This is a genomic window from Acetobacterium sp. MES1, from assembly GCF_002237635.1.
In the GTDB taxonomy this organism is placed as follows: Bacteria; Bacillota; Clostridia; order Eubacteriales; family Eubacteriaceae; genus Acetobacterium; species Acetobacterium wieringae.
Genome location: NZ_MJUY01000036.1, coordinates 50,503 through 69,596 on the forward strand (window position 1 = coordinate 50,503; position 19,094 = coordinate 69,596).

The window sequence follows — 19,094 nt, forward strand, 5'->3', positions numbered from 1 at the left end:
AACCGCAGTCGCTGGCGATTGCGGTTTTTTTCTGATTAAGTAGTGCAAACAGTTCTCCAACGGGATAAGCCCATTTAAATAAATCCGATTTTCCCCAATACTGCTGTCAGTTTTTTCATGTCAAGGGGTTTTGATGCATAGGCATTGCAATTATAATCAAAGGCTGACTGAACCACCGGGGTTTCTCCCAGAACGGTGGTCATGATTATTTTGCAGGCTTCGTTTTGCGGGATGCCTTGCTGACGTTCCAGATCCCTGATGGTTTTTAAAACCTGGATGCCATCAATTTTTGGTATCATCACATCCAGACAGATCAGATCATAGGGCTGGCCATCCTGACTGGCCAGGAGATAGGCATCGATGGCTTCCAGTCCATCCACCACCATATCGCAGTCGCCATAGCGGCTTAAAAATTTGGCCAAGAATTTGCGACTGACCATGTCGTCTTCCACAATTAAAATTCGTTTCATTTCAATTCTCCCGGGCAGCTCCGGCCTTTTGCGCATACCAGATTGCTGCGATTTGTTCCAGGTATTCACTGACTGCTCCGATCCGGCTTTTGCGGATTGCAAGTTCCATTTTAAAAACCAGATTTTTTAATTCTTCCGCATTCATTCCTTCAAATATTCCTTTTAGCTGATGGGCAATCACTTCCATTAGTTCCAGATTTTCCTGATCCAACAGTTGCTGCAACTGATCAATTTTTTGTGTAACCGCATTCGGATCCTGCCCATTTGGCTTGGGTGGTTTTATTAAAGCAGCTTCCGACATCAGCTGCACGTGCACATCAAAGCGATTGGTTGCGAGTGGCACAAATTGATTTTTTGCTTACTGCTTATTATCCAGATATTTTTTTAGCAGGCTCTGCATCTCAAAGCGATCCACCGGTTTAGACAGATAACCATCCATCCCGCTGGTTTTAAATGACGCTTCATCTCCCTTCAAGGCAAAGGCAGTCAGGGCAATAATGGGTGTCTTCTGATTAAGATGGTTTTCCTGTTTATATAGATACCCATCTGAAGGATTGTAATGTTGGCCCCCTCGGATGATCCGGCTTGCTTCAAGGCCGTCCATCTTTGGCATCTGGATATCCATTAGAATGAGATCATACTTTTTTTGGGTCGCTGCATCAATACCCGCTACGCCATTTTCCGCCACATCGACAACGGCACCCATGCTTTTAAGCAATTTTGCTACAACAATCTGATTGACCGGATCGTCTTCCACCAATAGGATCTGACATTCTGAAAAACTGCTGTCGTCCCGGGTATCCATAGCAGTTTGCCCAGGTTTTTTAGTAACAAGCATTGGCAGAAAAACGGAAAAAGTGCTTCCGACCCCCAGTTGACTGCTGAAGGTCACACCACCACCCATCATTTCCAAGAGCTGCTTGGTGATCACCAGCCCCAAACCGGTCCCCCCGTATTCCCGGGTATAGGAACCGTCGATCTGGGTAAAGCTCTTGAAAAGCATGGAATAGTCTTTTACATCAATGCCGATCCCAGTGTCGGTGATGGCAATTTTTTGAATAATTTCGTAATTCTTTTCAGGAACGGGTTCCTGACTGACTATAATTTTAACCGAACCGGTATTGGTAAACTTGATGGCATTACTGAGCAAATTATTGATAATCTGTTTAAGGCGCATGCTGTCACCGATGACAAAGTTTGAAATGATGCTACGATAGTCGACCGATAAGTCAAGACCCTTTTCCAGTGCATGTTTTTTATGGGCTTTAACCGTCGATTCGATCAGATCCATGAGATTAAAACTCATCGGATTAATCATCAATTTTCCGGCTTCCATTTTGGCAAAATCGAGAATGTCGTTGATGATCCCAATCAGCGAGCTGACACAGACCTTGGCAGTCCGCAGATTATCCTGCTGCTCCTCGGTCAGTGGTTCCAGGGCGGTCAGATCAATCATCCCGACAATGCCATTGAGTGGCGTTCTTATTTCGTGGCTCATATTGGCCAGAAACTCGCTTTTGGCCCGATTGGCCTCCTCCGATCGGGCAATGGCCTGTTTTAATTTAATCTCGGTTTTTTTCTTGCTGTCGATGTCAGATGACAGCACCGCAATATATCCAGCTTCAGGGCTATATATTGAAGCCTCCACCCACTTTTTCAGGCGAATCATATAATATTCTTCCAGTTGGATGTTTTCTCCGCAACTAAAGACCTCCTGAAAGCGATTGAACAAACCCTGACTTTCTTCGGTTTCCAAAAACCCCATTTCCGATAATTTGTGCCCAATAACCTCATCCCGCTTGATGCCAAAGAGTCTTTCCGTAGCAGATTCATTTCCACCAGTTCGGCATCAACCAGATTTCGGCCTTCATCATAAAGGGCTTTGAAATAGGAAATACTGCTGTCCATGTATTTAAACAGCGAGTAGTATTTCTTCTGACTTTTTATAAACAACTCTTCAGCAAAGCGTTCGTCATGGATATCCAGAAACATCCCAATCATGCCAGCATATTCCCGGTTTTTATCATAGAAGGGTCGACCCATTCCCCGGAAGGTGCGATAGGTATTGTTGGGGGCCAATAGTTCCAGCTCCATATTAAAGTTGGATTGTTCTTCCAGCGAATCTTTGAGAATATCGATAAAGCGGGTCTGATCCGCTTTTTTCATATGACTCTGGATATCTTCCAGAAAAGACTCGCGGGCAATGTTCATAAAGGCTTTAAAGGGCAGTGGCGACAAATGCGCTGACAAATAGCTTTTATGGCCGTCCGGTCGGAGATAATAGCTGCGTCGGGGCAGTCCCACGGCTGTTGTGACTTGATTGTTTTCGCCATATTCCCAAAATTGAATCGGTTCCTGTTGACCATCCCGATACAGACGCAATACGTCATTAAGGGGTTTACCCAAAACATCTGACAGTCGCCGCCCCAGTATTCTTAGGGCTTCAGCATTGGCAAAGTCCAGCTGATTATCCAAATCACAGGTAATGATCGCATCGCCAGCGCTATTTAAAGTTGACACCAGCCAGGCTTTATCTTTGTTTTTGAGATGCAGTCTCATTTCATCCATCTGATTACTCCCGTCACGTTTTTTCTGAAGTCATAGCCCTATCCCGATGACTGGCTGTCAGTATTTACCATACTCATCGTCACTGAGGATGATGGTTTTTGGGACTGGCGCATGGGTGTTCTGACCGGATCGCTTTTTAACCGACTGGCGGTTTTGTTCTTTCATGGTTTCAAACATCCGCATCATATCGGGGTTGACGTTTTCATAACCGGTCGCACCCATGAAACCGCTCCGTTTTAGTTTAAAGCGGGACACCTGTTCTTTAAGGAGTTCTGCCTGACTGGCCAATTCTTCGCTGGCGGCGGCCGTTTCTTGAGAGGTCGCCGAGGTTCCTTGAACAACATTGGCAATTTGGGTAATGCCCTGATTGATCTGTTCCACACCAATCGCCTGTTCATTGGAGGCCACCGAAATATTATTAATCAGCCCGTAGACCTGTTCAATCGAGTCCACAATCGAAACCAGTGCAGCCGCCGTTTCATTGGCAATTTTAGTGCCACCTTCGACTTTTTTGATTGAACCTTCAATCAGGGCCGTGGTTTCCTTGGCGGCGCTGGCCGATCGGGCCGCCAGATTTCTAACTTCTACGGCGACAACGGCAAAGCCTTTGCCATTTTGTCCGGCTTTGGCCGCTTCAACTGCGGCATTCAGCGCCAGAATATTGGTCTGGAAGGCGATTTCATCAATTACCTTGATAATCTTGGAAATATTATTGGAGGATTCGCTGATGTCTTCCATGGAGCCCAGCATTTGTTGCATCCGGCTGTTGCCCTGGTTGGCATTTTCTTTGGTATCTTCAGCCAGCTGATTGGCCTGCTCGGCGTTTTCGGCGTTGAGCCGGGTCTGAGCAGCGATCTCTTCAATCGAGGCTGTCAGTTCTTCAATCGAAGAGGCCTGCTCGGTGGCACCCTGAGACAGGGAGATGCTGGAATCCGAAACCTGCCGGGAACCTGAAGCGACCTGTTCAGTGGCTTCGTTAATATTGACCATCACCTCATTGATATTGGTGGCCATCCGATTAAAGGCGCTGGCCAGATCGCCCATTTCATCTTTGGTCGTGATGTCAATGGCGACATCCAGATCGCCATCGGCCATCCGTTTGGAAGCATCAACCATTTGATGGACCGGTTTTTTGATGGTGGAGGCAATAAAGATCCCCAGCAGAATCGAAAGAACCATCCCGATAACGATCAAGATAATGGTCATAAAGGTTGAGGAACTGGCAATGGCACTATTGCCATCGCCGTTTCGCCAGCCACCTGAAGTTTTATTTCAATCATCCGGGCAATAACTTTCCATCTGGGCGGCGGCACTGGCATAGTCACCATTCTTCATCAGCGCAATGGCTTCGGCCTGTTTTCCCTATCGTACCAGGGCAATGATTGCGGCACTGGCCTGATTCATCTTTTCTTTTTGAGCAATGGCGCTTTCCACCAGCTTTTTACCTTCTTCGGAAATCAGTGTCGTCTGAAAACTCTGCATTTTACCATCAAACACCGTATTCTGTTCTTGAATACTGGCTTCCAACCGGGCGATTTCATCAGCATTTCCGGATAAAATAATCCCGTTGACATCGTTGGTAATGCCTTTGTAAGCATCGGTGATATAAATCAGTTCACCCAGAGGTACTGTCATTTTCTGATAGAGATAGGTGTCCTGACGATCCACCGTCTGGATGTTGATAACGCCCATCACCCCAATACCGCCAGCAATCAATGCAACCACAACAAAACCGAGAATCAACTTTGTGCCAATTTTCAGATTATAAAACCATCTCATCCTTGTACCTCTCATCTTTCTGATTGATTAGAATTTCCACTTCCTGGTTGGATAATAACTTGTCACAGTCCAGCAGTTGTTTGACCTCATTTCCCACCTTGCCGATGCTCTTAATAAACTGGTTGGAAATGCCTGAACTGAGCATTGGTTGTTCAATAATGTCTGCTGCTTCAAACGAAATTACCTCTGAAACACTGTCTACGATCAGACCAACGGTATTTTTTCCGACATCGATGACAATCACACAGGATCGTTCATCATACGCAACAAATTTTTTCTGAAACCGTAGACGCATATCCATTAAGGGAATAATCCGACCCCGGAGGTTGAAGATCCCCCGGACATAGGCCGGAAGCTCCGGCACTTCGGTAAAAGGCAGGATGCCAATAATCTCGGTCACATAACCAATCCATATCCCGTAGTACTCATTAGCCAGCTCAAAGGTTAAATACATCCCCTGTTGATCATCGTCCTGATCAAATTCTTCGGTCGCTTCTTTTATCATCGTACCACTCCTATCCATACAAATATTAGGTCATCGCGAAACTGACGTGAGCTCCAATTTATAAGTTGATTTGATCCATGGCGGTTATTGAACCCGTAAACCAGTCAGGCCGCTGATATCCATAATAAGACTGATACTGCCATCAGGCAGCAGGGTGCAACCAGCCAATCCCAGAACTTTTTTCATGGCATTGACATAGTTGGGGAGTGCTTTAACCACCACCTGTTGCTGCCCCAGGAGTTCATCGGCAAATACGCAGATCACCTTTTCGTCCTGCTCCACCATAATCAGAATCCCCTTGGTCAGATCAGTTTCGGCATTTTTTATCTGATAATGCTTGTGGAGCCGCAGGATCGGGAAGCATTGCCCCCGCACCATCACCATTTCGTTGTTGTCCGGATCCATCATACAGTCCTTTAGATTGGGCCGGAAGGATTCAGAAATCGTCGTTATCGGGATGGTGTAGCGGGACTTTCCGACCCGGATGTTCATCCCCTCAACAATCGCCAGGGTCAGGGGAATTTTCAGGGTGATGGTGGTGCCCCGGTCTATTTCACTGTCCACCAGTACCGTGCCACCAACCTCTTCGAGATTTTTGGTGACCACATCCATACCCACTCCCCGGCCGGAAAATTCGGTAATGCTTTCTTTGGTGGAAAAGCCTGGCAGTAGAATCAGTTTAAAAATCTCCCGGTCGCTCATTTCCGCTTCGGGTTTGGTCAAGAGGTCGTTTTCCCGGGCTTTTTTAAGAATTCGTTCCTTGTCCAGACCCCGGCCATCATCCTTAATAATAATCATCACATCACTGCCAACGTTTTTGGCTTCGAGAATGATCCGCCCGGCTTTTTCCTTGCCTTTTGACAACCGTTCCTGCTCGCTTTCAATACCATGATCAATGGCATTGCGGATGATGTGCATCAGCGGGTCGGAAATGTGTTCGATGATATTCTTATCGACTTCGGTTTCTTCGCCATAGAGATCGAGTACCACTTCCCGGCTCAGTTTTTTACACATGTCCCGGACAATCCGGTTCATTTTGACAAAGGTGGTCGATAGCGGCACCATCCGAATCGACATGACCATGTCCTGAAGTTCCACCGTGATTTTATGAAGCTCAATGGCTGCTTTATGAAAGTTCTCGGACTGAATAATTTCCACTTCCGGGCATTAGGTGACCATCGATTCGGTGATCATCAGTTCCCCCACCAGATTCATCATATTATCCAGTTTATCCACATTGACGCTGATCATTTTCTGGGTGGCCCCACCGCTGCTTTTGGGGAGTTCCTCAGAAGCAGCCGAAAGGTTAGTGGGCGATATCGGTTTCGCCAGCTCCGGTTCCGGCAAAACAAAGCTTTCAGGGGGGGCTGTCGGCTCCTGCGGTTGCCTGAATAGATCCAGCCGTTCATCCTCAATTTCCCGGAACAGCAGCTGCTCCACATAGATAATATTTTCAAAATGAGATTTGATTTCTTCATAGCCCAGCTCGGTTCTAAAATAGATTTCAAAACCATTTTCCCGAATATAGGCCGCTGTGTCGGGATTCTCAGCAATGTCGGCCGGTAAATAATAAACCTCTTCGGCCAGCTCGGCCAACCCGAAGACCAGCGTATAAGCCCGGATATTTTCCATTGTGCAGTCGTCTTCATATTGAATAATCACCTGATAGCAGGAACCCGCAGCTTTCCCGTCGCTGTCCTGATTTGGTGACGCAGCAGTGGGCTCTGTTTTTTTTTCTTGAGGGATGTAATACTGCTGCTTTTTTTGCTGGCTCCGGTTTTGGCTGTCTTCCTCGCCAAAGATCTGCCGCAATTCGTCCAGAAATACTTTTAAAGATTCAATTAGAAAAGCAGGGTCACCGTCGGCGTCATAGCGTTTGGTAATTTTTTCGATCTCCGCTTTAATAAAATCTACACATGACAACACCAGATCAGAAACTGCCGAAAAATCCAGTCCGGAGGGTTTTTGCTCACGGATATAGTAAAAAACATCCTCCATTGCATGGGCCACCTTTTCGATGTTATCAAATAGCATCATTGCCGATGAGCCCTTGATGGTATGCATAAACCGAAAGATCTCACTGACATCATCCGGGGTGAAACCACCGTTTTTTTCACTGCAGATGATCACCTGCTCCAGCTGCTCCAGATTTTGGATCGTTTCAAAAATGTAGACTTCCACCATTGGTTCGTTTTCGAAATTTCTTGTCACATTTGTCACCTCACGTACTTCGATTTTTCTTGAACTATCTTTTGTCTACCACAAACTGAATTATTTCGCCCTGATCGGCTAAAGCATCCACTTATTTAATAATCTGTTGCAATATCATTACAGATTACCCAATTAATGCTTATTCCCTGTCATTTATACACCGATTTAGGGAATTTAAACAAAAAAATGATTTAGACGTTAATATTTCGAACAGTTCAGTTTTTTTTATCTATTTTTGCATAAATCCTGAGGCTTATTCATCGTTGACTGAACCTTAGACGGCTAGCTGGGGAAAAAAAGACGTTGTCCAACCAGATCCAAACAATCCGGTCGTGCAACGTCTTTAACACGAAATTTTTTCTATTTTAAAGCAAATAGGTGATCATACCATAGCAACCCACCCCTCGCATCAAAACGCACCATTTTTTATTCTATCGGCACCTGCAGAAACGGGTTAATCTGTGACCAGTTCAGCCAGCATGTTCTCCATTTGTTGCAGAAAATCAATGACACTGCAGATAATGGTGGATTTTTTGCTCATTTTTTGATTAAGCGTATCAATTTTTTCACCAAACGAATCGACAACCTCTGAAATGGCCCCAAACCCTTCTGCTGCACCATTGATCCGCTCGCTGGTGGCATCAATGCCTTTGATGATCTGTTTGCTGAAATTCTTAACCTCATCGGTACACTCGCTAACTTGGGTAATATTACTTTTTACCGCATTAACTTTATGCAGATTTGCCATACTTGCAGACTTTGACGCCTGAATTTCAATATTGACATCTTTGATGCTCTTATAAAGCGCTTTGACGCTGTCATCAATACCATCAACCAGTTCCTTGGTCGATGTCGATAAGACCCGCATTTGCTGGGCGACCACGGCAAAAGCCCGGCCCGCCTCACCAGCCCGTTCGGCTTCAATGGAGGCATTAAAAGCCAGCAGGTTGGATTGCATCGCTATACCATTAATACCGTTGGACATATTCTTAATGTTGGCAAAGTCTTTTTCCAACTGTAAAAAAACCTCGGCAATGTTATCAAGTTGATCATTGGTATGTAAAATATTGTTTGCCAGTTCGGTTACATTTGTGCCGGTTTGATTAATCATCGTATCCGAGTTATCGATAACCGTATTAATCTGATTGGCATAGGAACTGAAACTCTTAAAATCGTCATTAATATTGGTTGTCATTTCACTGATGTTGGTGATTTGCGAATAGGTTTTTGCCACATCATCCAAATAGTTTGAAACTTCCACCTCTTCCTGCATCAGCAGTTCGATTTTTTCTTCAATATGCTTAACGCCAAACTGGATGCTCTTTTCCATTGTTTTATCACGCTTTTTTATCATAAAACCGGTTTCATTTATCATGCTGCTGTTCACACAATTATTTTCTAACAAGTTCATCTCTCCCACTCTATTCAAATACTGCCAGCACCATAGTCTGGTTGAAGTGCTGTTCATTCAGCTGCTCGCCATAGCCTGCAAAACCGACATAATTGCCCAGGGCGTTTCCGACTGTGGTGGCAAACTGATTTAACTCACCATTGGATTCAAAAAGAATCGAACGGGCCAGACAATTGACCATTAGTGTCAAACTGGGGCGGCTGCATTCCTGCCGGGCCTTGTCAAGTGTTTTTTGAAGAACCGTTTGATAATCATCAGGCTCCAGTAGCACCATCTGGGAATTGTTGTAGATGCGGGCATGATATTCCATGCCGCTGCCATTGACAACCTGATTGTTCGCGACAATAAACATTTCATTGCCAATAATCCGGCCCAATGGATAACTATCCAGATATTTGGGCAATTCACTGACCTTGACACCTAAGGCGGCAGCCATTACGGAAGCAGCCGGTTTGTGATCATATTCGTAGACAATCCGTTTGCGCACATCTACCTTGGTGGATTTAAAATAATGACGGGTCGGTTTATAGATATTCTCCCGGTATAAACGGATTTTTCCACCGAGGTTTTCAATCATCACAAAGACGCAGGCATCTTGGTAGACCTGACCGTTTAAAGCGATGATGGTTTTTTCGGCCCGTCCCCGGTCACCTGAAGAACCGCCAAAAACCGGGATCTTCTTTTTTGACAGCACCGCATTGAGGGTTGACAAAACCAATTCCTCACAGCTGATCAGGGCGCTGGAAAACTCCAGGCAGATGGTATTCTGCGGTTTATTGAACCGGGCTGCCGCTTTTTCAACCTGCTCCACATATTTTAGCGGATATTTATCTGCATCTTTTAAAAGACCCGCTTCACAGACGATCCCATCTTCAAAACCGATGACTAACAGGCTGTCTTTATACGCCCCATCTTTACAAAAGGCCGCAAAGGTGGTAGCGCCCATCGAAATAGCATCCGGAAATCGGGTCTTTATTTCTCTGGCATAGGCGGTAAAATCGTCCACCTCTGAAAAAAATAGAAGCAGCTGAGGCTTTTTCAGCTGACTGGTCGCCTCGGTGACGGCGGCATCGGGATTGGCTTTAGAGCTTTTTCCTATCTTATAATTCATTGTTACTCCCTTTCACATAACTAAACTGTCGATTTCCAAGTCATAGGGACAATACTACACCACTAAAAATATTAATTCAAGCTAACTTTTGTAAAGTTTTTCAAAAAAACAAAACTCAACTAATCGAGATTAGTATCGTCTCGACTAGTTGAGTTTATCTTTAACCAGCACCTATTAGTATCGTACAACAACTGTCAGACCGTCATCACAGCCCAGCAACGTGGCCAGTGGATATAAAACCTGGTTGTTATCGATTATGATTTCCTGCTCGGCGGCCAACATAAGCAAGTCGATATAAGCATTCTTATCATAATTTGATTGAACAAACAGATTAACATTCAAATATTAGTTGCTGCTTTTTTTTACGGGAATCCAGATTTCACTTCTGTATTTAGGATTATGCAAATCTGTACTTTCATTCCAGAGTATTTCAGGGCCGTTTACGGATTCATAACCTGATGACGGAAACCATTCAGAATATATTCTGCCCCAAATTATTTGTAATGTTTCAGGAAATGGTCCAATTGATTCAAATACGGCCCAGGTATTCGACTCAACTTCCAGTTCATCAAAATCTCCGACATCACTGCTTGGGGTAGCAACACCAATATAGTGATCCAGTTCTCCCTTTTCGTCCATTCTTCCTTCGGAAAAATTTGTCGATGCACTAATCATTCCAGTTGGTTCAATATTGGATAAGCTTTTTAATTGAACAATTACTTCCGAAGTTAGCAGTTCATACATTTTAGTAATCTCTGGATTAACCCCACTAAAAACCATCGGTACTCTCTTTTTGTACCCCACCAGTCTAAATGGTTCTTTTTCAACAATCCGATAATTCATTTCACATCCTCCTTGAATTGATAATTGGAAGGTCATTCTGGGAAATGCTTTAATTTGGGCACTTTCGTTTCTTGCTTCAGACGGCAAAATACCATGGACAGAATAAAAGGCTCTAGAAAATGAATCGGCTGATCCATACTCATATTTCATAGCAATATCGATGATTCTTAAATTTGAATCCTTTAATTCCAACGCCGCCAAAGTCAGCCGTCTTCTTCGAATATACTCAGATAAGCTGATGCCAGATAAAAAAGAAAACATACGTTTAAAATGATACTCCGAACAGAGTGCAATTTTTGACAATACTTTAAAATCAATCACCTCTGTCAAGTGACTTTCAATATAGGTCAAGGCATTATTCATACTGCTTAACGAATCCATTTGATCCCCCCTTCCAATAGCATATTATCAAAAGATGACTTCGTTCATCCGACAATTTGTGCACCGTTTAGTCGTTTCTTGCGATATATTCTTTGATTGTATTAAACAGGGAACTATCAAAAAGAGCATATGCCTTTGATTTGCTCTTCCCATCAATCGTTTCATCGCTATAGCTAAACCATTCAATAAAACGATTTGCCTGTTTGCTCGGAAAATTTTTCGCAAGTTCGATGATACCGTCATAATCAAATGTATCCGTTCGATATTTTTTCCCGTCAGCCGCTGTCAGTTTTAGTTGGTTAGCAGCACTAACCAACTCGTTGTTTTCTTTTTTAAGTTTCGTCTTTAAATATTTCCAATAATTTCTGTGTTTTGTGTAGTCGTCCTCGCCACACAAAACACCGATGATATCCAGAACAGAAAACCACCACTTGGCTTTTTGATCGTCCCAAACAGCCTGCACTTCCTTATCATCAAAAAAACGAATGGAGATTTTGCTCATTTCAATCACCCCCTATCAGTTTATTGGCTACCTTTAATCATTTTCGATAAATCTTACTACGCTCTCACCGCACTACTTACAGCGACCTTGCAGAACCAAACCGAATTGATCATTTTGAATACCATAGTCGACAATTGTCGGCACCCCACATTTTGAGCAAAACACATTTTGTAAGAGCCTTTGCTGCATCTCCACGGGAATTTTTGCCCATTTTCTCAGCTCATCCATATCTGATGAGTTACATCGATCTACTAAATTCATGTAGCACTTGCCTTTCTGATCTCGAAATTCTTTAAAAGGCCTTGTTAACAAAACATCTAAATCAACCACTCAACAAGTCCTAAAAACAAATTGTGAAAAAATAGGCGCAGGCCACCACGGGAGAAATCTTATGGTGGCTTTTCTTATGCAGAAAAATATGAACGAGCTCAAGCTTAAAATAAACCTTAATGCTCATCATAAGTTCGTATATGATGCGTACATTGAATTGACAATATGATCATTTCGAACTATAATGATGGTAGATAAGGAGGTGCTTATAATGGCTACTAGTACAAATTTGAATATTCGTACCGATAAAGATATCAAAGAAGCTGCAGAGAAAATTTTTGGAGAGCTTGGTCTTAACATGACAACAGCAATCAATATTTTTCTCAGACAAGCAATCCGGGAAAATGGGATACCTTTTGAAATGAAATTGTCTGTTCCAAATCAGGAAACAGTTGCTGCCATTACCGAAGGTCGAAAACTGGCCAAAGATAGCAGTGTCAAAGGTTATTCCAATATGGATGATTTGCGAGCTGCACTGGAAGAATGAAATACGAAGTTAAATTCACAAATCAGTTTAAAAAAGATCTTAAGCTTGCCAAAAAACAAGGCAGAGATATTGACCGACTTTATGCTGTTATTGAAAAACTTGCCGATGATGAACCTCTGGAACAAAAATATCGTGATCATGATTTAAGTGGTAATTATAAAGGATGCCGTGAATGTCATGTCGAACCCGATTGGCTTTTGGTCTATGAGGTGATGGACGATGTTCTGGTATTAATGCTTTATCGTATCGGAAGTCACTCAACGTTGTTCTGAGTTTATTACTCATAAAAATCTCTTTAAAAATAAAAAGCCCACCGAGTGTGCGTGTCAATGACAGAGGCCCGTGGGATTTGTTAGCGTTATATTACCGCTTTCTTGTGAGGTTGTCAATGCTTTTCAACGACCTTTAAAAAATCACATTTGAAGCAAGTGGAGAGTAAATGAGAGTTGATGTTAATACCCAATGTGTTATAATAGTATTGTGAAAAAAGTAGGCGCAGGCCACCACGGGAGAAATCTGATGGTGGCTTTTCTTATGCCCTGAAGGAGGCGAACACCATGCCTAGAAAGCCTAAACGCCCTTGCAGCTATCCTAGTTGTAAAGAATTAACCGCTGGCCGGTTCTGCGAGGAGCATCAGAAATTATCGGAGCAACACTACAATAAGTATCAGTGCGATCCTGAGACCCGGAAACGCTATGGCTGGGCATGGAAGCGTATCCGCGATTGTTACATCAAAGCCCACCCACTTTGTATGTTATGCCAAAAGAATGGCAAACTAACCCCAGCCCATGAAATTCATCACATCACTCCCCTATCCAAAGGCGGCAACCATGATGAAGAAAACCTGATGGCGTTGTGCAGCAGCTGTCACTCCACTATCACGGCTCAGGAAGGTGGCCGGTGGAAGTGAAAGACTACAAAATACGAAGCCAATCACGACGAGCATAAAGGATTCGTTCAACGTTGATAACTTTGGATTGTTCATCGATGGTAAAGAAAGCGACATAGTTCTTAACCAAAAGTTTCCGGTACCCCATTGAAGCCAGCCGGTCATCACGAACAGCCGGACATTTCTGTGGCATTTCGGTTAAACCAAGCAGTGCTTCTTCAATCGTATCCATCATATTTATGGCCGTCATTGGTGATGACAATTGTGACGAGATGTACAGGACAATGTCTCGTAGGTCGTTTTCGGCTGGCTCTGAGATCTCAATGCTATACGTTGCCATCGGTTATCTCTTGTCGCAGGTCCTTTATGACATCAGTCAGTGGACGTTTTTTTCCGGCTTTAATGGCAGCTCGACCCTCATCAAGGGCACGATAAAGTTCAACCTTGCCGTTTAACATTTCGTATGCCTCGATGCTCATGACAGCCAAGTCTCCCTGACCATTCTTAGTGATGAAGATGGGTTCCTCGTGTTCGTGACAGAATTTAGAGATTTCGTTGTAATTATTTCTTAGATCCGTACTGGATTTGATATTAGGCATTTGATTGTCCCCCTTTGTTAATCTAAAGATATTATACCAGAATATCTTTAGATTAACAATGCAAGAACCTCAAGCCTGGCGATGCGGAATATGAGAAGCTCAAGCGGTCCATTAAGGAATTCGGCTACGTCGAACCTGTTATCTGGAACCAGCGCACCGGCAACGTCGTCGGTGGTCATCAGCGCTTTAAGGTACTGACCCAGCTGAGCGAAAAAGAAGTGGATTGCGTTATAGTGGATATTAATGAAGAAAAAGAGAAACATTGAATATTGCTCTAAATAAGGTCTCCGGAGATTGGGATGTGCCGCTGTTAACGGATCTGCTAAAGGATCTTGATGATAGCGGCTTTGATCTGGCTGAAATCAATGAACTTTTTGGCGAACCCGATGCCCAAGAGGATGACTTTGATCCAGAGCAGGCTTTGGATGAGATCACTACCCCGATGACCCAAACCGGTGATGTTTGGTTATTGGGAAAGCACCGGTTAATCTGTGGCGATTCCACAGTCAAAGCAGATATGGACACCCTGATGGATGGCCGACTGGCTGATCTTGTTCTAACGGACCCCCCTTATAATGTCGACTACCAGGGCGGCACCAAAGAAAAACTCAAGATTCAAAATGATAAGCTTGATGATGTAGCCTTCCTGGAGTTTTTAACGGCCGCCTGTATATTCCGACCGTGAAATCCCATCTGCACGGTCAAACCGTCCCAGCGTCACGATTGAACTGACCCACCTTAACGAAAGGTGAGCCATTCATATAAATTGATCCTATAATGAAGTTGGCACACAAATGTGTGACTATCATTACAGGAGGTCGATAATCATGGTGAATTATCGAGAAATTTTGAGACTGAACAGTCTCAATTACACCCAGCGACAGATTGCTGCAAGCGTGCATAGCTCGTGAAATACGATCCGGGAAGTGCTTGAAACCGCAACCAAATCGGGCATCGAATGGCCCCTGGACGAAACGACAACCAATGAAGTACTGATGGCCATCTTCTATCCCGATCGGCTGACAGCAAATAATCACCGAAAGGAGGCTGATTACAGCGCCATCCACAAAGAACTGGCCAAGCCGGGAGTGAATCTTTCTTTGCTCTGGAGCGAATACTGTGAAACCTGTTACACCAATGGCGATACCCCCTATATGTACTCCCAGTTCTGTGACAAGTACCGCCATTGGGCCAGAGTGACAAAGGCAACCATGCGGATCCGGCATAAGCCGGGTGATGTGATGCAGGTTGACTGGGCCGGTAATACCATTCCGATTCAGGATCCCTTTACCGGGGATACCACCGAAGCCTATCTGTTTGTTGCGGTGCTTCCCTGCAGTTGCTATGAATGTAAGCAAAAGCGTCACCGTACTTCCAGCTAGAAAGCAAACCAGAGCCAAAAATGAAGATGAGGAAAATGCGAGGTTACGGGTAGCAGCCTATTGCCGGGTTTCCACTGACAGTGATGAGCAAGCCACCAGCTATGAAGCGCAAATCGAACACTACACGTCCTACATTAATAACCATCCGGACTGGGCACTGGCGGGTATTTATGCGGACGACGGTATATCTGGTACCAATACCAAAAAGCGTGAAGAATTCAACCGTATGATTGATGCGTGTATGGCTGGTGATGTTGATATGGTCATCACCAAGTCCATCAGTCGGTTTGCCCGAAACACGCTGGATTGCCTGAAATATATCCGTCAACTAAAGGAAAAGAACATCGCGGTATTCTTCGAAAAAGAGAATATCAACTCCACGGATTCCAAAGGTGAAGTCATGCTCACGATCATGGCTTCACTCGCCCAGCAGGAAAGCCAATCCTTAAGCCAAAACGTGAAGATGGGCCTACAATACCGCTACCAGCAAGGGGAAATCCAGGTCAACTGCAAATGGTTCCTAGGTTATACCAAAGACGAGAATAAAAAGCTGGTTATTGTTCCTGAGGAAGCGGAGGTTGTCAAACGCATCTACCGGGAATATCTTGAAGGTGCCAGTTTGTTAAAAATTGCCCGCGGTTTAGAGGCAGACGGCATCAAAAATGGCGCCGGGAGAGAAAAATGGTACACCAGCAACATCAACCAGATTTTGCGAAATGAAAAATACATCGGCGACGCCCTCCTACAAAAAACTTATACCACGGACTTTCTCACAAAGACGCGAGTTAAGAATCATGGCATCGTTCCGCAGTATTATGTCGAAAATAACCATGAGGCCATCATCCCCAGGGGAATTTACATGCAGGTGCAGGAGGAACTGATCCAACGCCGCATCGTCCACACCAGTCCGAATGGGAAAAACCGAACCTTTAGCTGTACGCACTGTTTTTCAAACATGATCATTTGTGGCAATTGCGGTGAAGTTTTTCGCAGGGTCCATTGGAACAACCGCGGCAAAAAGTCCGTCGTTTGGCGCTGCGTCAGTCGCTTGGAAAACACCGGGCTATTCTGCGATGCCCGTACGGTTCCGGAAAGCCAAATCGAGTTGATTCTAGTCAACGCTATCAATCAGACGCTTGGCAAAAAAAACACCTTTCTTGCCACCCTACAGGGAAACATCAAAACCGTCCTCAGCCGTGAAAATAATCAACCCCTGATTGATATTGAATTGCGACTTCAGGAACTACAACAGGAGCTTTTGAGACTCGCCAGCTCTAAGGCCGACTATGAAGAAGTTGGTGCTGAAATTCACCGTTTGCATGATGAAAAACAAAAGCATCAACTAGAAGGTGCCGGACGGGATGACATTAAGAAACGAATTTCCGATATGAGTACATTTTTGATGGAGCAGTCAACCGCCCTGACCGAATATGACGAGGCGCTTGTCCGGCGACTGATTGAAAAAGTCACAGTCTACGAGGATAAATTCACTGTGGAATTCAAATCCGGTGTGACGGTAGATATTGAAGTAAATTAAAATAATTAAGGCACTCTACGAAAAAATGGTCGTAGGGTGCCTTGTTTTCGTGGTTATGTCTATAGGTAAAGTAGAATTAAGATTCATTTCAGTTTCTTACTGTCATTATTCCAGACGCTCAAAAATACGATAGCATAAGTAGGTCAAATAAGGAGACGGTATTTTTTTTTGCCCAAAATCCCAATCTTTCAATTTCATATACACCGATTCAGGCGTAAAATATTTATCTTTATCCTGTTTGTTTCTTATCAGGGTTATCATTTCCTTGAATCGCGGATCTTGATGCACGAATTTGTATTTACTAAGAACTCCTGCCATGCTGACAATGTCATACCAGCACGATGGCGCTTTCAACTTACGGAAGTCCGTCCCCATATAGAACACATACGGATGCAGATCAAGGCTGTTTTCCCAGAGACTTAGTAGCGCATTAACGCAGCAATGAGCGACCTGGGAATCCTGATACTCTGGTATGTATGATAATAAATCGGCCATTATCATCGTTGCATATGGGCAGCAATCGGCCTTTTTCCCGGGACCACGGAATTTACCGAGTTCTGAAGAAGCGGCGCAAGGGAAGCCATTATCACGGCACAACGAAACCAAATAGTCAACGCCAGGCTTAATATGTTCATGATAATCCATGCCTGCTTTTATCAGCGCAAGCAAAAGCAGCGGGGCATCGCACAGGCACCAGCTAAAAACATCCACACCCGCTCCGCCAAAATGCTTCGGTACGTTGGTCAGAGACTGATAAATGCCGTGCTCATCCTGATGCTTAAGAATTTCATCAACTGCCGTTTTTATTTCAGGTACTTCCATATCGAATCCGAGATCTAGAAGAAACATGAGCTTGTGTATCGGCAAATCAGGATTTTTATGATTTGTCACCAGACTCGCGTGAAAATTCGCAACACTAGAAAGGTGTTTTTGAATACGATCATCCACTAATGCTACATTTCTGATTTCTACAAGACTGTCCTTTGGTTCATGGAACAAGTGAAGTAGAATCGCGTATTTCAGCCAATTGTTGCTGTGATCCAATAGCTTTTTATAATCCATTCGCTCATCACCCCTTTTTAATAAAATTGAATTAATAAACCTCTATTAAATAGTACGAATCGTGCTTGCCATCGTCCAAGCATCCGACGTTTCCAATGTACTTTTATTCACCTTCACCTTCAGTGATTTCATTTTCCTGCTCATAATAGTAGGAATAATCGACACCCTTCATAAACATTTCACGGTCGTTTATCTTATCTGTCAAGGAAAACTGCAAAAGTGCTTTTATTTGCGTTGGATTTGACACACTCTTTTCCATAGAAGTAAGATAGTCTTTTTTATTAATTTTGCTCCAGTCCACGCACAATTTCAGGTTCTTTTTCAGAATCAGGTCAAGCCATATGCGCATACTTCTGCCATTTCCCTCCATAAAGGGGTGAGCAACATTTATTTCTACGTACTTATCGACAATTTCTTCAAAAGAATTTTCTGGCATTTTTTCAATTTTATTCAGCGTTTCAGGCAAAAAACGCACCATCGCAAATTGAAAACCACCCTTGGCAATATTAAGCGTCCTGATTTGCCCGGCAAAGTCATATAGCCCTCCGAATAAATAACCGTGAATCTGCTGTAAGCCTTTGACAGTACCGACTTCGATTGTATCAAACAAGGAACTGTCGAAAAGAGCATATGCCTTTGATTTGCTCTTCCCATCAATCGTTTCATCGCTATAACTAAACCATTCAATAAAACGATTTGCTTGTTTGCTTGGAAAATTTTTCGCAAGTTCGATGATACCGTCATGATCAAATGTATCGGTTCGATATTTTTTCCCGTCAGCAGCAATCAATTTCAGTTGGTTAGCGGCACTAACCAACTCGTTGTTTTCTTTTTTAAGTTTCGTCTTTAAATATTTCCAATAATTTCTGTTTTTTGTGTAGTCGTCCTCACCACGCAAAACACTGATGATATCCAGCACAGAAAACCACCACTTGGCTTTTTCATCGTCCCAGACAGCCCGCACTTCTTTATCATCAAAAAAACGAATGGAGATTTTGCTCATCTCAATCACCCCCTATCACTTCA

The 19,094-nt window shown here is 43.8% G+C and carries 22 protein-coding genes and 1 pseudogene; 7 read left to right on the forward strand and 16 right to left on the reverse strand.

Translation table 11 applies throughout. The features are described 5' to 3' along the window. Window positions 1–74: 74 nt before the first annotated feature. From BI182_RS10835 to BI182_RS10890, 12 genes and pseudogenes are all read right to left on the reverse strand, one after another. Entirely contained in the window at window positions 75–470 is a 396-nt protein-coding gene (locus BI182_RS10835; RefSeq protein WP_286807826.1) for a response regulator, read from the reverse strand. Window position 471: 1 nt separating this feature from the next. Beyond that, window positions 472–813: an Hpt domain-containing protein gene (locus tag BI182_RS10840; protein ID WP_286807827.1), complete on the reverse strand. Its 342-nt coding sequence runs from the start codon at window positions 811–813 to the stop codon at window positions 472–474. Window positions 814–828: 15 nt separating this feature from the next. Beyond that, the gene (locus BI182_RS10845; RefSeq protein WP_286807828.1) at window positions 829–2,226 is read right to left on the reverse strand and encodes an ATP-binding protein; all 1,398 of its coding nucleotides are present in this window, start codon (window positions 2,224–2,226) and stop codon (window positions 829–831) included. Further along, window positions 2,136–3,038, reverse strand: a complete 903-nt coding sequence (locus tag BI182_RS10850) for a PAS domain-containing protein (protein WP_286807829.1) — start codon at window positions 3,036–3,038, stop codon at window positions 2,136–2,138. Before BI182_RS10850 ends, BI182_RS10845 begins: the two co-directional genes overlap by 91 nt. A 57-nt stretch (window positions 3,039–3,095) precedes the next feature. After that, on the reverse strand, window positions 3,096–4,244 hold the full coding sequence (locus BI182_RS10855; RefSeq protein WP_286807830.1) for a methyl-accepting chemotaxis protein: 1,149 nt from the start codon (window positions 4,242–4,244) through the stop codon (window positions 3,096–3,098). 156 nt (window positions 4,245–4,400) lie between these two features. Beyond that, window positions 4,401–4,817: an MCP four helix bundle domain-containing protein gene (locus tag BI182_RS10860; RefSeq protein WP_286807831.1), complete on the reverse strand. Its 417-nt coding sequence runs from the start codon at window positions 4,815–4,817 to the stop codon at window positions 4,401–4,403. Beyond that, window positions 4,801–5,322 carry a chemotaxis protein CheW gene (locus BI182_RS10865; RefSeq protein ID WP_148637107.1) on the reverse strand — a complete coding sequence of 174 codons (522 nt, stop codon included), beginning with the start codon at window positions 5,320–5,322 and terminating at the stop codon, window positions 4,801–4,803. The genes BI182_RS10860 and BI182_RS10865 overlap by 17 nt, the downstream gene beginning before the upstream one ends. Before the next feature lie 84 nt (window positions 5,323–5,406). Next, window positions 5,407–7,506, reverse strand: a pseudogene (locus BI182_RS17330) (chemotaxis protein CheW). A gap of 481 nt (window positions 7,507–7,987) precedes the next feature. Beyond that, entirely contained in the window at window positions 7,988–8,938 is a 951-nt protein-coding gene (locus BI182_RS10875; protein WP_187389199.1) for a methyl-accepting chemotaxis protein, read from the reverse strand. Window positions 8,939–8,954: 16 nt separating this feature from the next. After that, a complete protein-coding gene (locus BI182_RS10880; RefSeq protein WP_286807832.1) occupies window positions 8,955–10,055 on the reverse strand; it encodes an FIST signal transduction protein in 1,101 nt (366 codons plus the stop codon). Between the two features lie 345 nt (window positions 10,056–10,400). Then, window positions 10,401–11,279, reverse strand: a complete 879-nt coding sequence (locus BI182_RS10885) for an AraC family transcriptional regulator (protein ID WP_286807833.1) — start codon at window positions 11,277–11,279, stop codon at window positions 10,401–10,403. Window positions 11,280–11,346: 67 nt separating this feature from the next. Continuing rightward, window positions 11,347–11,781 (reverse strand): BRO family protein, encoded by a 435-nt coding sequence (locus BI182_RS10890; protein WP_286807834.1) that lies wholly within the window; start codon window positions 11,779–11,781, stop codon window positions 11,347–11,349. A 541-nt stretch (window positions 11,782–12,322) separates the two neighbouring features. Between BI182_RS10890 and BI182_RS10895 the strand changes: the two genes are divergently transcribed. The 3 genes from BI182_RS10895 to BI182_RS10905 all read left to right on the forward strand — a co-directional run bounded on the left by BI182_RS10895 (window position 12,323) and on the right by BI182_RS10905 (window position 13,509). After that, entirely contained in the window at window positions 12,323–12,598 is a 276-nt protein-coding gene (locus tag BI182_RS10895; protein WP_070372269.1) for a type II toxin-antitoxin system RelB/DinJ family antitoxin, read from the forward strand. After that, window positions 12,595–12,870, forward strand: coding sequence for a type II toxin-antitoxin system YafQ family toxin (locus BI182_RS10900; RefSeq protein WP_070372270.1), 276 nt, complete (start codon window positions 12,595–12,597; stop codon window positions 12,868–12,870). The genes BI182_RS10895 and BI182_RS10900 overlap by 4 nt, the downstream gene beginning before the upstream one ends. 285 nt (window positions 12,871–13,155) lie before the next feature. Further along, on the forward strand, window positions 13,156–13,509 hold the full coding sequence (locus tag BI182_RS10905; RefSeq protein WP_148637101.1) for an HNH endonuclease: 354 nt from the start codon (window positions 13,156–13,158) through the stop codon (window positions 13,507–13,509). A 4-nt stretch (window positions 13,510–13,513) separates the two neighbouring features. On the opposite strand, the gene BI182_RS10910 is transcribed toward BI182_RS10905, so the two are convergent. Further along, the gene (locus BI182_RS10910; RefSeq protein ID WP_070372272.1) at window positions 13,514–13,828 is read right to left on the reverse strand and encodes a type II toxin-antitoxin system RelE/ParE family toxin; all 315 of its coding nucleotides are present in this window, start codon (window positions 13,826–13,828) and stop codon (window positions 13,514–13,516) included. Next, window positions 13,815–14,087: a type II toxin-antitoxin system prevent-host-death family antitoxin gene (locus tag BI182_RS10915; RefSeq protein WP_070372273.1), complete on the reverse strand. Its 273-nt coding sequence runs from the start codon at window positions 14,085–14,087 to the stop codon at window positions 13,815–13,817. Before BI182_RS10915 ends, BI182_RS10910 begins: the two co-directional genes overlap by 14 nt. A gap of 140 nt (window positions 14,088–14,227) precedes the next feature. On the opposite strand from BI182_RS10915, the gene BI182_RS17335 reads away from it, so the two are divergent. The 4 genes from BI182_RS17335 to BI182_RS10930 all read left to right on the forward strand — a co-directional run bounded on the left by BI182_RS17335 (window position 14,228) and on the right by BI182_RS10930 (window position 17,006). Next, the gene (locus tag BI182_RS17335) at window positions 14,228–14,353 is read left to right on the forward strand and encodes a ParB N-terminal domain-containing protein (protein ID WP_476723735.1); all 126 of its coding nucleotides are present in this window, start codon (window positions 14,228–14,230) and stop codon (window positions 14,351–14,353) included. Continuing rightward, complete coding sequence (locus BI182_RS17340) at window positions 14,350–14,772, forward strand: hypothetical protein (protein WP_502691637.1); 423 nt, start codon at window positions 14,350–14,352, stop codon at window positions 14,770–14,772. The genes BI182_RS17335 and BI182_RS17340 overlap by 4 nt, the downstream gene beginning before the upstream one ends. A gap of 241 nt (window positions 14,773–15,013) precedes the next feature. Then, the gene (locus BI182_RS10925; protein ID WP_070372276.1) at window positions 15,014–15,469 is read left to right on the forward strand and encodes a transposase; all 456 of its coding nucleotides are present in this window, start codon (window positions 15,014–15,016) and stop codon (window positions 15,467–15,469) included. Continuing rightward, complete coding sequence (locus tag BI182_RS10930) at window positions 15,432–17,006, forward strand: recombinase family protein (RefSeq protein WP_286807835.1); 1,575 nt, start codon at window positions 15,432–15,434, stop codon at window positions 17,004–17,006. The genes BI182_RS10925 and BI182_RS10930 overlap by 38 nt, the downstream gene beginning before the upstream one ends. A gap of 105 nt (window positions 17,007–17,111) precedes the next feature. Here BI182_RS10930 and BI182_RS10935 read toward each other — a convergent pair whose 3' ends face one another. Further along, complete coding sequence (locus BI182_RS10935; RefSeq protein ID WP_286807836.1) at window positions 17,112–18,068, reverse strand: hypothetical protein; 957 nt, start codon at window positions 18,066–18,068, stop codon at window positions 17,112–17,114. A gap of 103 nt (window positions 18,069–18,171) precedes the next feature. Next, entirely contained in the window at window positions 18,172–19,071 is a 900-nt protein-coding gene (gene fic, locus BI182_RS10940) for a protein adenylyltransferase Fic (protein WP_070372279.1), read from the reverse strand. Window positions 19,072–19,094 lie beyond the last annotated feature (23 nt).

Excerpts from the sequence above, each read along its gene's own strand:
- BI182_RS10890 (WP_286807834.1), bottom strand. The coding sequence starts at position 11,781 with ATGAGCAAAATCTCCATTCGTTTTTTTGATGATAAGGAAGTGCAGGCT.
- BI182_RS10900 (WP_070372270.1), top strand. The coding sequence starts at position 12,595 with ATGAAATACGAAGTTAAATTCACAAATCAGTTTAAAAAAGATCTTAAG.
- BI182_RS10905 (WP_148637101.1), top strand. The coding sequence starts at position 13,156 with ATGCCTAGAAAGCCTAAACGCCCTTGCAGCTATCCTAGTTGTAAAGAA.
- BI182_RS10850 (WP_286807829.1), bottom strand. The coding sequence starts at position 3,038 with ATGGATGAAATGAGACTGCATCTCAAAAACAAAGATAAAGCCTGGCTG.
- BI182_RS10935 (WP_286807836.1), bottom strand. The coding sequence starts at position 18,068 with ATGGATTATAAAAAGCTATTGGATCACAGCAACAATTGGCTGAAATAC.
- BI182_RS10860 (WP_286807831.1), bottom strand. The coding sequence starts at position 4,817 with ATGAGATGGTTTTATAATCTGAAAATTGGCACAAAGTTGATTCTCGGT.
- BI182_RS10915 (WP_070372273.1), bottom strand. The coding sequence starts at position 14,087 with ATGCCTAATATCAAATCCAGTACGGATCTAAGAAATAATTACAACGAA.
- BI182_RS10835 (WP_286807826.1), bottom strand. The coding sequence starts at position 470 with ATGAAACGAATTTTAATTGTGGAAGACGACATGGTCAGTCGCAAATTC.
- BI182_RS10930 (WP_286807835.1), top strand. The coding sequence starts at position 15,432 with ATGAATGTAAGCAAAAGCGTCACCGTACTTCCAGCTAGAAAGCAAACC.
- BI182_RS10895 (WP_070372269.1), top strand. The coding sequence starts at position 12,323 with ATGGCTACTAGTACAAATTTGAATATTCGTACCGATAAAGATATCAAA.
- BI182_RS10880 (WP_286807832.1), bottom strand. The coding sequence starts at position 10,055 with ATGAATTATAAGATAGGAAAAAGCTCTAAAGCCAATCCCGATGCCGCC.
- fic (WP_070372279.1), bottom strand. The coding sequence starts at position 19,071 with ATGAGCAAAATCTCCATTCGTTTTTTTGATGATAAAGAAGTGCGGGCT.
- BI182_RS10910 (WP_070372272.1), bottom strand. The coding sequence starts at position 13,828 with ATGGCAACGTATAGCATTGAGATCTCAGAGCCAGCCGAAAACGACCTA.
- BI182_RS10865 (WP_148637107.1), bottom strand. The coding sequence starts at position 5,322 with ATGATAAAAGAAGCGACCGAAGAATTTGATCAGGACGATGATCAACAG.
- BI182_RS10885 (WP_286807833.1), bottom strand. The coding sequence starts at position 11,279 with ATGGATTCGTTAAGCAGTATGAATAATGCCTTGACCTATATTGAAAGT.
- BI182_RS10855 (WP_286807830.1), bottom strand. The coding sequence starts at position 4,244 with ATGACCATTATCTTGATCGTTATCGGGATGGTTCTTTCGATTCTGCTG.